Here is a 12296-nt window from a genome sequence, read left to right as displayed (position 1 = left end):
TTGAGATAAAAAACGCGCCTTCGGTTGGAGGCGCGTTTTTTGTTGGGATCAGTTCATCTGCAAATGTTGCCCAAGGAAATCGGTAACGGGTCCCAGAACCGCGTTATTGGTGGTCAGATAGAAACCCAATGAAATCAGGGTGCCTGCATGGCCGGTTTCTTCGATTTCGACCAATTTGGCATTTGGGGCCAGTTCCGCAAGACGACGGGAATTGCGCGGAAAAACGGTGTGGTCGCGATTGCCGGTGATCAAAAGAAGTGGCGGCATATGAGATAGGTCCATCTCGACCGGTTGGCTCTGCTTTGCAGGCGTATCGCCGAATGCTTCTTGCGTTGCTTTCACATCATAGGGGTAAAAATCATAGGGCCCCGACAGTCCAATGATCGCAGCAATGTCTTTCGGGCTTAGTCCGACATCACCGAGGTAAACCGGATCTGCTACCACCTGCACAGCGTTATAAGCGCCTGCTGAATGGCCGGCCAAGACAACTGGACCGGTTTTGATCTGATCGACATTTTCGTTGGCGTAATTCTTCATAAAGGCAATGGCAGAGGCACTGTCTTTAATAAAGGCCGGGAAATGCACATTGGGCACCAGCCGGTAATCCGGGATCGCCACCGCGTAGCCAAGTTCGGTAAAGCGTTTGGCGACGAATGAATATTTGGTCTTATCCCCCGAATCCCATGATCCGCCATAAAACCAGATCAACAGCGGTGCCGGTTGAAAAGCTTCATCTGGCAGATAAAGATCAAGCTTCTGACGGCGATCTTCACCATAGGAAAGATCAGCGATATCGGGCTTGAAATCCCCGGCTTGCCAATAGTTATAAGCACCAAGTTTGTCGCATCCCGTCAGAAGGAATGCGGCAACAAGGACATTGGTCGTTAGTGTCAAAACGCGCATTGGCCATTCAAATCAATAAAGGTCATAACAACATCAATCTATACGCGGCAAACGAAGCAGAAGATCGTTTCTTTGCCAAATGGCTTGTTGGGCTGACATCGGGACGACCAAGAATGTTTCTGCGATTGCTGATTTCTGTCGCAATGTTGACGGCCGTTTTCCGTGCCGTGCCGGCCTCTGCCCAAAGTTCCGACTATGAAAAGGCGATTGCAGGCATTCTTTCCAGCCCGCAAGCCGCATTTTCCCGAATTGCGACGCGAACAGACGGGCTTGGTGTTCTTGATCAGATATTGATCCGCTTTGCGATTGAAACTGTCAGTCCCGAACGGGATGCATTGATCCTTGATATGCAGACGGCTCTTAACGCTGTAATTTCGGAAAAGGTTGATCCGGATTTAAGTAAGCGGGTCGGACCGCTGCGTGCCTATGACGGAACGCTTGAAAGCCTTATCCCGACGGTGGTCATGGCATCGGCAAGTGGTGTTTCCGTTTCGCATCCGTCGTTTTATGCAATTCCGTGTGCGGTTTTGCGGGTGGAGCCGGGGATGCTTAAGGCGCTGGCGCCGGTTTATGGGGATCAGCGCGACGGTACTTTGCCACGTGCAGGATGTATCTGGGGACGTGGAGCGATCAAGAATTATCCGCTGGACGAAGTATCGGCGTTTATTGATGCAAGTTTTTCAGTCGCTGTAGATACGGCCACATCGGGTGAAGCCATTCCAATTGAACGGATATTGGCAAAGACCCATGCCTTGCAACGTGCAATGGTCGCGCCTGAAACACTGCCACGGGCACCTGTGACGGATGTGCTGCCCTATGACGGCTGGGCCGCAGTCATGCCCGAAAGGCGTTCGGAGTTCGAACAGCTCATTGTTTTGGGGCGCACAGCGCAATCGGGCCTGATCCAATATTGGACCAAGAATGGTACCGACCCGCAAGCCGCACAATCCAACGCCGAGCGGACGCTGTTTGCAACGACGCTTGGTGCAGATTGTGGTGGTGCAATTCCGGTTACGATGATCCGGGCAATGATTTTTCAGAAGCAACCAGCATCGGCCTTTGCCAGTTTGCCAAATGCGATGGATGTCAGCGATGCCAAGTCAAAGGCGCTGTGTGGGGGCGATAAAGATAAGGGGGTATTGCTTCATCTTGCGGTGGGACGTCCCGATATCTTGGCGATGCTATATGTGCGTGGCTACATCACCGATATGGAATCCCCGGATGGTCAGGGCAAAACGGCCCTGATGGCCGCAGCCGAAAAGAACAACCTGTCGGCTGTGAACTGGTTGCTTGCCAATGGGGCGAATATCAATGCCCGTACGCGTCAAACCGGTCCTGGCGAGGAGCCGAAACATGGTTATCGGACTGCCCTTCATTACGCGGCGGCCTCTGCCAGTCTGGCCGTGATGACAAGTCTGATGGCGGCCGGGGCGGATCCGTTTAATGCAGATGACGAGGGGTATCGTGCGGTGGATTATCTGACCGGCTGGGCACAGGTTGGTGGAAACAGGACATTGTCCGCGCAGGATTTCGCCCAAGCCCGGCGCATGCTTGGTGGCTAAATTGAAGTTGGATGCGCTCGGCTCTTGGCGAAGGCAATTTTGCGCGATACAACAATCCCATGACGATACAACAACCAGATAAAGGCTGCATGTCGGTTGACCTGCGCCAGGGTAAGACACCCGAAAAAACAGTATTTGTCAGTGCAGTGGCGCTGGTGGATGCGGATCATCGTGTATTGATTGCACAGCGCCCCGAAGGCAAGTCCATGGCAGGCCTGTGGGAGTTTCCCGGTGGCAAGGTCGAACCGGGTGAAACCCCCGAAATGGCCCTTGTGCGGGAACTGAAGGAAGAGCTTGGCATCGATATCACCGAAAGCTGCCTGGCGCCTTTTACCTTTGCCTCGTTTACCTATGACGATTTCCATTTGATGATGCCGCTTTATCTGTGCCGCGTCTGGAAAGGGGAAATTACCCCGATGGAAGGTCAGCAGGTCAAATGGGTGCGCCCGGTGCGTTTGGGCGATTATCCGATGCCACCAGCTGACGTGCCACTGGTTGCGATGCTGCGCGATTTCCTGTGATCCACGCCCGATGGCGGTGTGATCCAGTGTCTTAAAACACGATTGAAGTTGTGGGGAAGTGATGTCTGATCCGGTCCGTGCCTGTTTGATTATTATCGGCAATGAAATCCTGTCTGGCCGTACCCATGACAAGAACCTGCCTTATCTGGCGGAAGAGCTGAACAAGATCGGCGTACGTCTTGCCGAAACCCGCGTGATCCCCGATATCGAAGACACCATCATTGCCACCGTCAATGAATGTCGTGCCAAGTTCGATTACGTCTTTACCACCGGCGGGATTGGCCCGACCCATGATGACATCACATCGGAATGCGTTGCCAAGGCGTTCGGGGTTGCGATCGAACTGAATGCCGAGGCACATGATCTTCTTAAAAGCCATTACGAGAAACCCGAAGACCTGAACGAAGCGCGCCTGCGTATGGCGCATGTGCCGGTTGGTGCGGAACTTGTTCAGAACCCGATTTCCAAGGCGCCGGGTTTCCGTATGGAAAATGTCTATGTCATGGCCGGTGTGCCGATGATCATGCAGGCGATGTTCCAGGGCATCAAACACCAGCTGATCGGTGGCAAGCCGATGGTGTCGCGTTCGGTGGGCGGCTATATCCCCGAAGGCACGATTGCCAAGGTTCTGGCAGAAATTCAGGGCGATTTCCCCGAAACCGATATCGGGTCCTATCCTTTCCTGCGCGAAGGAAAACTTGGCACGACATTGGTGGTGCGCGGGGAAAATCCCGATGACGTCAATCAGGCGGCCGAGCGGATTCGACTGGCGATCACGGACAATGGCCGCGACGTTATCGAAGACACCGGTCCGGCAGTCGCATAGACACCGAGCCGGTCACAACTGATTGCGTTTGGTCAAAGTCCTTTGCGCAAATACTGTCTAGAATTGTTCTGACCTTGATAAGGGATCGGACATGACCGGTATGGAAAACAACACAGACCCGAATTCGGAAGACGCGGTTCGTAACAGCAAGGCTGCGCGTGAAGCCCGTTCCATTGTGCGTTTCATGATTGAACACACGGCCTATGGCGGATTTGGGGCGCTGGTGTTCGGCTGTCTGGTTCTGTTTTTTGATATTGGCGGGATCTACAGCCTTGCGATGTCATCGCGGGATGCACCGATCTTTATCTTTTTGCTGTTTTTCGGATTGTTCATCACCTTTGGCGGGATCAGTCTTGGCATCGGGATCATGAATCTTGGCGGTTTTTCCGATGATGACCGATACCGGGATGAACGCACATCCCATCGTAACCGGGATGACTAGGACATGAAAAAAAGGCACCTGTGCGGTGCCTTTTGTTTTTCGGAATGCCGACGCACTTATGGCCGGTCTGCACCGGACTTCTTGATGATGATCCGGGCGACAATCATGCCGATGATCCAGCCTGCCAGCGGCACAACAAAGATATAATCAAACAGGGGGTGTGCCGTATCACCACCCGATGCTGCCAGAATAAAGCCGACCCAGCCAGCAGTCAGCAAATAGCCCATGATCTTAAAATAGACGCCATTCGACAGACCCTTTTTCACGGGCTTTTCGGGGGCGTTTGATTGGCCTTTCTCGGCAGACATCCTGATATCCTTGTGATGGGGATTATAGTTGTTCTGATAATGGCTTGAACCTTGGCGGGATCAACGTTCAAGGGTAAGGGCGTCGGGATCAATGCGATCCTGCCAACCTTCGCGGACCAGTTCGGGTACGATATGGTCTTCTTCGGGGTAGCCGATGCACAAATAGGCGATCAGGCGCCAGTGTTCGGGAACTTCAAGGGTCTTGCCAACGACCTCTGGTTCAAGGATCGATACCCAGCCAACTCCGATGCCTTTGACGCGGGCCGCCAGCCACAAAAGCTGCACCGCGGCGACGGCTGAATAATCCAGCATTTCGGGCATTGTCTTGCGTCCAAGGCCCATGCCGGCCTCGGTTTCCTCGTCGGCAAAAACAGCAAGTTGCACGGGGGCCTGATCCATGCCCTGAAGCTTCAGGGAGGCATACATTTTTGCCCGTTCGCCGTGATAGTCGTTCAGGGCCTCGGTATTGGCCCGTTCGAAGCTGTCGCGGATGGCCTTGCGGCGTTGCGGGTCATTGACCTTTACAAAGCGCCATGGCTGGCAATTGCCAACGGACGGCGCCAGGCAGGCTTCCTTGATCAGGTCGTTGATATCATCCTGCGGGATCGGGTCGGTCCGGAACCGGCGCACATCACGCCGCCATAGCAACAGATCGATGAACTGTTTTTGAAAATCCCGATCAAAGACCGGCGGGGTCAGCGTTGGCGTATCCGCGGCGGACTTGTTGAGTGTGTCGGGCTTGTTCATGGCGCAAACCTGCTGGTATTAGCGTAACGGGTGTTTGTGTGTGCACCCTACCTGTCACGGGGGTGAACGCCAATAGCAAGATGCGCATTCGGGCATATTCGGCGCGCAAATTCGCCGATCAAAACGGAAAGTCGATGGTAAGGAGCCCGGTATAGTCACTATGTTGCACCTCATAGGTGAATTTGCGCCGCACCTCGAAGCTCAGTTGACCGGGAAGTGCGCCCCAGCTTTGGGTGATCCCGCCCCCGGTATCGAGATACAGGTTGGTGGTTTCGACCGTGACAAAGGGTTGAAGCGTTACATAGCTTTGCGGCAGATCACGGGTCAGGGCGAGTTCCGAACGGATGCCTTCAAGTGGCTGGCTGCTATTTGCGATTTCGCGAAAGCCGGTGATGCTCATATCAAAGCCAAGCGGATCATATCGATAGTCCGAGCCACCGTAATAGCGGGTTGATCCACTGCGTCCGTAATTCTGGTTCAGCAGGGAAATGGTTTCTTCCTGACCTGCGAACGGAATGATCCTGTGAGGGCCAAAATCAAGCTGATAGCGGGCTTCAAGGGCGGCATCAAACAGTCGGGTTTTTGCTGTGTTTGCGCCAACCACGCCGCCATCGGTGGCACGTGCCGCATCGATATATTCGTGGGCCGTGATCACGTCGCCATCAAGCTGCACACTTAGGGGTAGTCCACCAAACTCGTACTTGGAGGCAAACCCGATAGAGTTGGAAAAGGTGCTGCTTTCAAGGTTTTCGGCATATCGCATGCTGGTGGGTGGGGCTTCGATGGCGGACTGACTGATCATGCTTTTGCCAAAGCTCAGACTGCCGCGCAGATTAAGCCAGTCGGTCATCCGGGCAACGAAATAGGGCGATACGGCCAGATTGCTTTCGCGATACCGCAATTGCCGGGCGCCTGTTTCGCCAAGGGTGTTGCTCCATCCGATGCCAAGACCAACAACAAGGCCGTCATCCAGAAGGTAGTCAACACCACTGTCAATCGAGACGGAATCGCCGCTGATGCCGGGATCATATCCGGATCGGGTGACGCGGTTTTCAAGATCGGTGTGGTTGCCGACAACCCAGATGCTGATCGGGACGCGCACACTGCGGGATTGGGTGGGAAAGGTGCCCGCGGCACTGTCGAAATCAATCTTGCGCGCAAGTGACGACAGTGCGGCACGACCACCAAAAACCTCCACGGTCGGATCATTGCCTGTGCCAAGATAAAGGGACGGGGATGCCTCGTTTACGGGATCGACGAAATCGTCAAACAGCAGGGGCGAAAGGGTGCTTTCATACAGGTCATTGTCCATCTTGTCGTAAAGACGGTTCATATGACGTCGACGATTGTCCGCACGGTTAAGTGTTTCGCTGTGCAGGATCACGGGATCAGGGCGCGCGTTATTTTCGCTGGCAAAAGCCAGCGTCATGAAACGCGGAAATATACCGCGGTGGTAATACAGGGTCGCTGTTGTGATGCATACCGTCGCGGTCAGCACGGTTTTCAGATGCCTGTTCATAAGACGCAGCGCGTTGTTTGGTGAACAGCGGGAATGGTGCAGGCCAAAAGTGCAGGGAATATGGAACAAGGCGGGCAATTCTGCCGCATTCTTGATCCGGGACGGGCAAAACAGAGCCAAATCAACGGGGATCGGTGAATAGGACAATAGGGTGTTGCGCCAACTTCAAAGCCGCGCTAGAACCCTGTTTCACCGGTTTTAAACCGGTTGCGACACGCATTGCGGGCGTGGCGAAATTGGTAAACGCAGCGGACTTAAAATCCGCCGGCCCTAAAGGCTTTGCCGGTTCAAGTCCGGCCGCCCGCACCATTCCCCAAAGTCAGATACATTCCACGCAGCAGGTCGAGCACCAAAAGAGCTTGATTGCGCCATTAAATTACCTGTTTTGCAGATTAGAAGATGCTTTCGTCATCTATTGGCGGGATTGCGTCCTGTATGGGGCGTGAAGTGTTCTCTGTGAACTCAGGAGAGTGAGATGATCCATTTGATCGCATTTGGCGTTATCGCCGTTACCGCACTTGTTGTTGCCTAGGCAATGCGATGGGCCATCCCGTGTTGATCGGGATTGGCCGGTTCTAGTTCGTGTCGTTTGTTACCTGCTGGATGATCGGTCGTGGTTTGGCGATGGCCAGATGACGGCGCAGGTGCCGCATGTCTAGATCCGAGGCAGGCGATGTCGCAAAGTAGAATGTCTGGGTCGCGACGGGTTGCGAACTTATGTGAAGCATTTCCCCCAATTCGGGATAGGTGTGAATCAGGGTGTCGGCCACGGCCTTTTCCATAAGGCCGCCATCGGCTCTTTTGCTTGCGATCATGCGCATGATTGACAGGTCATCGACCACTTCAATTATATCAACATCGTCGCGACGGCTTTCGAAAACATCGCCATACCAGTACCCGGCGCCAACCGCGATGCGATGATGCCAAAGTTGTGCAGAATCAAGCGGGTAGTCCCGATGTGATAGCAAGATCGTGTCGCTGATCAAAATCGGAAACTCATATTCCAGCCCATAGGTCTTGGCTTGCCCTGCTTCGGCGCAGAAAATCACATCAACTGTGCCGTCCTGTGCCGAATCAATTGCCCGTTTCCATGGGTAGATTTCGATTTGTGCCTTATAGCCAAACGAGTTCAGCAATTCTTCTACATAGTCGACCAGTATTCCGCCCGGCCGTTCACCTTCGACAACATAAGGGGGCCAAGGACTGCAGGATGCGACGATTTTTGTTCCGCTATCACCGGACGCCAATCCGACAGAGGGTAAAAAAACGCTGCAAGCAAGCAGGCGTCCGAAGGTCTTGATTATAGGCTGCATCAGCGGGTCCAATGAATATGAGATAATACATATGTGTGAGCGGCACTTCACGGTTTACAGAGTGGAACTGTTCGAAAGTGTAGGCTTTGCGTAGCGCCCGTTCGACAAGTCTTTGTTTTAATGAAAAACAGGGTCGATTTTTTCGGCCGACAAAATGCTTTTTTCATGAATATCACGATGCGCAGGGTGTCCGAGGACGCTGTTGCGGGGCAAAAGTCGTCCTTCCTGTGACGAAATGCACATTGGTTTGCGGTTTACTTGATTTAAATCGGTTGGGACTAGGGTCGGCATTTGGGCAAGGCACGCTTGTGCAAGGCAGGACGGAAGAGAACCGGTGAATATGATCGAGAAAGAAGACGATGCTCCGCGCAAGAAGGAACGGATCGGCAAATATGTCGCCCCGGAAGAACGTGCGGCCAATATCGTCAAGCAACTCGACGAGTTCCTGCGCAAAGGTCCGCGCAAGGGATTGAAATATTCCCGTTGGCAGCAGCTTGCCTGGTATGAAATCGTCGATGAAATCAAACGCGCCGAGACCGCCCAGAAAAATCAGGATACTCTGACCAAATCGGCCTTTCTAAGCCTTGCGGTGGGATTTGGAACCGTCGGGTTCTGGGGGCTGGTGTTGATGGCGGGCAATGGCCTTGGCGGGATTGCTGCGGCATTGATTGTTGTTGCCGGACTTGTTATCTGGCGGGCAATGGCAAAGGCCAAGTGGTTCAAATAATTCTCGGACGTGATGTCATATGAACAAGGAAGCTGCGGAAACGCTGGCCATTCGCGCCATCGCCCATATTGTCGGGGATGACGAATTGCTTCAGGGCCTTGTGGCCCAAACCGGCATGGGGCTTGATGACCTGCGAGCAGGTATCGGTTCCAACGAAGTGCAGGCCGGTGCACTGGAATTCCTGCTGTCGCACGAGCCGTTCCTGATGCGCTTTGTTGACGATTCCGACTATGCCCCCGAAGATCCGGCACGTGCCCATATCATTCTGTCGGGTGGACCGATCTGGCAGGACTGATGCCGTCGATATTCGGGCGGACTAGCCCGCGATGAATTGGGGCGGGTTCGGGATGTCGGGCCGCGGATCACTGCGCAGCAATCCGAAAATCACCGAATCGCGAATACCAATATGGGTTTCCCATTCCCCGCGCAAAACACCTTCGCGGGTGAAGCCGAGCTTTTCGAATGTTCTGATGGATGCGTGATTGTCCGGGTCGATATCGGCAAAGACCCGGCGCGCAGTGGTGTTTTCAAACAGATATTGAACTGAGAAATGCAGCCCGCGTGCCGCATAGTTCTGTCCGCGTGCTTGTGGGTTTACCATGCAGGCTGCTTCCCACACATCCTTGTCGCGCCCGACATTATAAAGCGCAATCCGGCCAAGAGCCGGGCCATCAGGCGTTTCGCAGATCGCCCATGATGTGGCTTCAAATCCGGTTGTCCAGTCACGCAGTTTGGCAATCGTGGCATCCAGATCGGCAAAGGCCGGTTCCGGAAGCCATGTGCAGCATTCCGGATCGCCAAAAATAACGTGCAATGCGGGGCCGTCGGCCACCGGATCAAGGGGACGGATAAACATGTGGGGCTCTTGGTTCAGATCGGAGGTTGCTTAGCCGCCGATAAAGGGCAGCGGTACACCGTTATAGAAATACAGCCAGACCAGAAGGCCACCACCCAGCAAGATGCGATAGATGGCAAACGGGGTGAAGCTGGATCGTTTCAGCCAGTTCATCAAAACGGCAATTGCGATCAGAGCGGTCAGGAAGGAAAGCCCGGCTGCCAGAAGAATATCTTCATTAAGGGCAATATTGCCTGCCTGATGAAGATCGATCCCGGCCAGGAGGCCTGCGCCCAAAATCACCGGAATCGACATCAGCATGGAAAACTGTGCTGCGTCGGAACGCTCATACCCCATGAAGCGGGCAGCAGTCATCGTGATGCCCGAACGGCTGGTGCCGGGAATCAGGGCCAGAACCTGTGCCAAGCCGATAAACAGTGCACCGCCCCAGCGCATATGTTCAAGACGGTTGATTGTCATGCCGATCTTGTCAGCGATCCACAGGACAATGCCAAACCCGATGGTCGCCCATGCGATGATCTCGACCGAGCGCAGCTGTTCCTCGATCCCCGAGACTTTAAGATAAAAGCCGACGCCAATAACCGGGATGGTCGCAAGGATAATATGGAGTGCAAGGCGGGCACCGGCGTTGATTCGCCCGGTAAACAGCCGAACGAATCCGCCGATCATCGCGAATACATCACGCCAGAAATAGATCAAAACAGCTGCCAAAGTGCCGACATGGACGGCCACATCTACCAACAAACCCTGATCCGGACTGCCGGTCAGGGCAGGTGCCAGAATGAGATGGCCTGATGAGCTGATGGGAAGGAATTCGGTGATCCCCTGAACGACTGCCAGAAGGATAATGTGCTGTAGGGTCACGCCGGCCTCGGTGCCTGTTCTCTTTAAAAACTGATCGCTTATAGCAGTTTAGCGTGATTCGGCGAAATGTATAAATAGTACCATAATGGTACCAATGAAACATTATTACAGCAGGCTTCCGGTTGAAAATCTGGAAAACCGGAAAAAAAGTGCGGATATTTATGTCAGTAAAACTGACCTATAGTGCATTTTGTGCTAGATTCTTGCGTGTTTGACACGTATACAAGCCGAAACCCGCAACATAAAACCCTTCCAGAGGGCGATCATGACAGAAAAGATGCTGAAGTTTGTTCATCTCGAACAAAAATATCCGCACAAAAGAGAGGCGTCCGAACGTCGGACTGACTTCAACGAAATTTATGAAGCATTCGAGGACGACAAGGCTGCCGATCAGGCGTCGCGTTGTTCCCAGTGTGGTGTGCCGTTCTGCCAGGCCCATTGCCCGCTTTATAACAACATCCCGGACTGGCTGCGCCTGACCACTGAAGGTCGTCTTGAGGAAGCTTATGCTATCTCGGCTGCAACCAATAACATGCCCGAAGTTACCGGTCGCATTTGTCCGCAGGATCGTCTGTGCGAAGGCAATTGCGTTATCGAACAGTCAACCCACGGTGCGGTCACGATCGGCTCTGTCGAGAAATACATCACCGATACTGCCTTTGCGAACGGTTGGGTCAAAGCCCCGACGCCGGCAAAGGAAAATGGTATGTCGGTCGGCATCATCGGCGGTGGTCCGGGTGGCATGGCCGCAGCAGAGCAGCTGCGCCTTAAAGGATATGAAGTCCATATCTATGACCGTTATGACCGCATTGGTGGTCTGCTGGTTTATGGTATTCCTGGCTTCAAGCTTGAAAAAGATGTGGTTGAACGCCGTGTCAAACTTCTTGAAGAAGGTGGCGTTGTTATGCACACCGAATTCGAGGTTGGCCGCGATGCGACCCTTGATGATCTGCGCAAGAAGCATGACAGCATTCTGATCGCGACCGGTGTTTACAAAGCCCGCGAACTGAAACTGCCGGGTGCCGGTCTTGGCAATGTTTATCCCGCACTTGAATATCTGACCACGTCCAACCGTCAGGGTCTGGGTGATCAGGTTCCGGCATATGAAGACGGAACGCTGAATGCCAAGGACAAGAATGTTGTCGTGATCGGTGGTGGTGATACCGCCATGGACTGTGTTCGTACCGCGATCCGTCAGGGTGCGAAATCGGTCAAATGTCTGTATCGCCGTGACCGTGCCAACATGCCCGGTTCCCAGCGTGAAGTCGCGAATGCCGAGGAAGAAGGTGTCGAGTTTGTCTGGCTGACCAACCCGGAAGCCTTTGTTGGTGATGACAAGGTTACCGGTGTTCGTGCCGTAAAAATGCGCCTTGGTGCCCCCGATGCCGGTGGCCGTCAGAGCCCGGAAATCATCGAAGGTTCAAGCTACACCATGGATGCCGATATGGTCATTCTGGCACTTGGCTTCGAACCCGAAGATCTTCCAACCCTGTTTGGGGCACCGGAACTTGGTGTGTCGCGTTGGGGTACGGTCAAAATCGACTTCCGCACCATGATGACCAATCTTGATGGCGTGTTTGCTGCTGGCGATATCGCCCGTGGTGCATCGCTTGTGGTTTGGGCGATCCGCGATGGCCGCGATGCGGCAGACCGGATGGATGAGTATTTGCTGGCGCGCAAAGAAGCTGCTGCTTAAGCCCGCTGCCGC

The 12296-nt window shown here is 53.9% G+C and carries 14 protein-coding genes and 1 tRNA gene; 8 read left to right on the top strand and 7 right to left on the bottom strand.

Annotated elements, in window-relative coordinates:
- Window positions 1–48: 48 nt before the first annotated feature.
- On the bottom strand, window positions 49–903 hold the full coding sequence (locus tag TH19_RS04470; RefSeq protein ID WP_114101118.1) for an alpha/beta hydrolase: 855 nt from the start codon (window positions 901–903) through the stop codon (window positions 49–51).
- On the opposite strand from TH19_RS04470, the gene TH19_RS04465 reads away from it, so the two are divergent.
- From TH19_RS04465 to TH19_RS04450, 4 genes are all read left to right on the top strand, one after another.
- Window positions 888–2465 (top strand): ankyrin repeat domain-containing protein, encoded by a 1578-nt coding sequence (locus TH19_RS04465; protein WP_181846308.1) that lies wholly within the window; start codon window positions 888–890, stop codon window positions 2463–2465. The genes TH19_RS04470 and TH19_RS04465 overlap by 16 nt on opposite strands.
- 89 nt (window positions 2466–2554) lie before the next feature.
- Window positions 2555–2986, top strand: a complete 432-nt coding sequence (gene mutT / locus TH19_RS04460) for an 8-oxo-dGTP diphosphatase MutT (protein ID WP_114101235.1) — start codon at window positions 2555–2557, stop codon at window positions 2984–2986.
- Between the two features lie 61 nt (window positions 2987–3047).
- Window positions 3048–3812, top strand: coding sequence for a competence/damage-inducible protein A (locus TH19_RS04455; protein ID WP_114101116.1), 765 nt, complete (start codon window positions 3048–3050; stop codon window positions 3810–3812).
- Between the two features lie 91 nt (window positions 3813–3903).
- On the top strand, window positions 3904–4254 hold the full coding sequence (locus TH19_RS04450; protein WP_258547825.1) for a hypothetical protein: 351 nt from the start codon (window positions 3904–3906) through the stop codon (window positions 4252–4254).
- A 56-nt stretch (window positions 4255–4310) separates the two neighbouring features.
- Here the strand turns inward: TH19_RS04450 and TH19_RS04445 are convergent, their stop codons facing one another.
- From TH19_RS04445 to TH19_RS04435, 3 genes are all read right to left on the bottom strand, one after another.
- Window positions 4311–4562 (bottom strand): hypothetical protein, encoded by a 252-nt coding sequence (locus TH19_RS04445; RefSeq protein ID WP_114101115.1) that lies wholly within the window; start codon window positions 4560–4562, stop codon window positions 4311–4313.
- A gap of 60 nt (window positions 4563–4622) precedes the next feature.
- Window positions 4623–5309 carry a 5,6-dimethylbenzimidazole synthase gene (bluB, locus tag TH19_RS04440; RefSeq protein WP_114101114.1) on the bottom strand — a complete coding sequence of 229 codons (687 nt, stop codon included), beginning with the start codon at window positions 5307–5309 and terminating at the stop codon, window positions 4623–4625.
- A gap of 118 nt (window positions 5310–5427) precedes the next feature.
- Window positions 5428–6828 carry an autotransporter domain-containing protein gene (locus tag TH19_RS04435; RefSeq protein WP_147250710.1) on the bottom strand — a complete coding sequence of 467 codons (1401 nt, stop codon included), beginning with the start codon at window positions 6826–6828 and terminating at the stop codon, window positions 5428–5430.
- A gap of 221 nt (window positions 6829–7049) precedes the next feature.
- Here TH19_RS04435 and TH19_RS04430 point away from each other — a divergent pair.
- A tRNA-Leu gene (locus TH19_RS04430) sits at window positions 7050–7137 on the top strand.
- Window positions 7138–7403: 266 nt separating this feature from the next.
- Here the strand turns inward: TH19_RS04430 and TH19_RS04425 are convergent.
- Window positions 7404–8153, bottom strand: a complete 750-nt coding sequence (locus TH19_RS04425; RefSeq protein ID WP_181846307.1) for a substrate-binding periplasmic protein — start codon at window positions 8151–8153, stop codon at window positions 7404–7406.
- Window positions 8154–8481: 328 nt separating this feature from the next.
- Here TH19_RS04425 and TH19_RS04420 point away from each other — a divergent pair, with 328 nt between their 5' ends.
- Both TH19_RS04420 and TH19_RS04415 read left to right on the top strand, forming a co-directional pair.
- Entirely contained in the window at window positions 8482–8868 is a 387-nt protein-coding gene (locus tag TH19_RS04420; RefSeq protein ID WP_258547824.1) for a hypothetical protein, read from the top strand.
- A gap of 19 nt (window positions 8869–8887) precedes the next feature.
- Complete coding sequence (locus TH19_RS04415) at window positions 8888–9163, top strand: DUF3572 domain-containing protein (protein WP_114101110.1); 276 nt, start codon at window positions 8888–8890, stop codon at window positions 9161–9163.
- A gap of 21 nt (window positions 9164–9184) precedes the next feature.
- Here the strand turns inward: TH19_RS04415 and TH19_RS04410 are convergent, their stop codons facing one another.
- Both TH19_RS04410 and TH19_RS04405 read right to left on the bottom strand, forming a co-directional pair.
- Entirely contained in the window at window positions 9185–9724 is a 540-nt protein-coding gene (locus TH19_RS04410; RefSeq protein ID WP_114101109.1) for a GNAT family N-acetyltransferase, read from the bottom strand.
- A 30-nt stretch (window positions 9725–9754) separates the two neighbouring features.
- Window positions 9755–10588, bottom strand: coding sequence for an undecaprenyl-diphosphate phosphatase (locus TH19_RS04405; protein ID WP_114101108.1), 834 nt, complete (start codon window positions 10586–10588; stop codon window positions 9755–9757).
- Window positions 10589–10853: 265 nt separating this feature from the next.
- On the opposite strand from TH19_RS04405, the gene TH19_RS04400 reads away from it, so the two are divergent.
- Window positions 10854–12284 carry an NAD(P)-dependent oxidoreductase gene (locus TH19_RS04400; protein ID WP_114101107.1) on the top strand — a complete coding sequence of 477 codons (1431 nt, stop codon included), beginning with the start codon at window positions 10854–10856 and terminating at the stop codon, window positions 12282–12284.
- Window positions 12285–12296: the final 12 nt, after the last annotated feature.

Origin of the sequence: Thalassospira profundimaris, assembly GCF_003326675.1 — a bacterium.
Classification (GTDB): domain Bacteria; phylum Pseudomonadota; class Alphaproteobacteria; order Rhodospirillales; family Thalassospiraceae; genus Thalassospira; species Thalassospira aquimaris.
The sequence above is the reverse complement of the archived record's forward strand: the minus strand, read 5'-3'. Positions and strand labels throughout refer to the sequence as shown.

Excerpts from the sequence above, each read along its gene's own strand:
- TH19_RS04400 (WP_114101107.1), top strand. The coding sequence starts at position 10,854 with ATGACAGAAAAGATGCTGAAGTTTGTTCATCTCGAACAAAAATATCCG.
- TH19_RS04470 (WP_114101118.1), bottom strand. The coding sequence starts at position 903 with ATGCGCGTTTTGACACTAACGACCAATGTCCTTGTTGCCGCATTCCTT.
- mutT (WP_114101235.1), top strand. The coding sequence starts at position 2,555 with ATGTCGGTTGACCTGCGCCAGGGTAAGACACCCGAAAAAACAGTATTT.
- bluB (WP_114101114.1), bottom strand. The coding sequence starts at position 5,309 with ATGAACAAGCCCGACACACTCAACAAGTCCGCCGCGGATACGCCAACG.
- TH19_RS04410 (WP_114101109.1), bottom strand. The coding sequence starts at position 9,724 with ATGTTTATCCGTCCCCTTGATCCGGTGGCCGACGGCCCCGCATTGCAC.
- TH19_RS04450 (WP_258547825.1), top strand. The coding sequence starts at position 3,904 with ATGACCGGTATGGAAAACAACACAGACCCGAATTCGGAAGACGCGGTT.
- TH19_RS04420 (WP_258547824.1), top strand. The coding sequence starts at position 8,482 with ATGATCGAGAAAGAAGACGATGCTCCGCGCAAGAAGGAACGGATCGGC.
- TH19_RS04445 (WP_114101115.1), bottom strand. The coding sequence starts at position 4,562 with ATGTCTGCCGAGAAAGGCCAATCAAACGCCCCCGAAAAGCCCGTGAAA.
- TH19_RS04415 (WP_114101110.1), top strand. The coding sequence starts at position 8,888 with ATGAACAAGGAAGCTGCGGAAACGCTGGCCATTCGCGCCATCGCCCAT.
- TH19_RS04435 (WP_147250710.1), bottom strand. The coding sequence starts at position 6,828 with ATGAACAGGCATCTGAAAACCGTGCTGACCGCGACGGTATGCATCACA.
- TH19_RS04455 (WP_114101116.1), top strand. The coding sequence starts at position 3,048 with ATGTCTGATCCGGTCCGTGCCTGTTTGATTATTATCGGCAATGAAATC.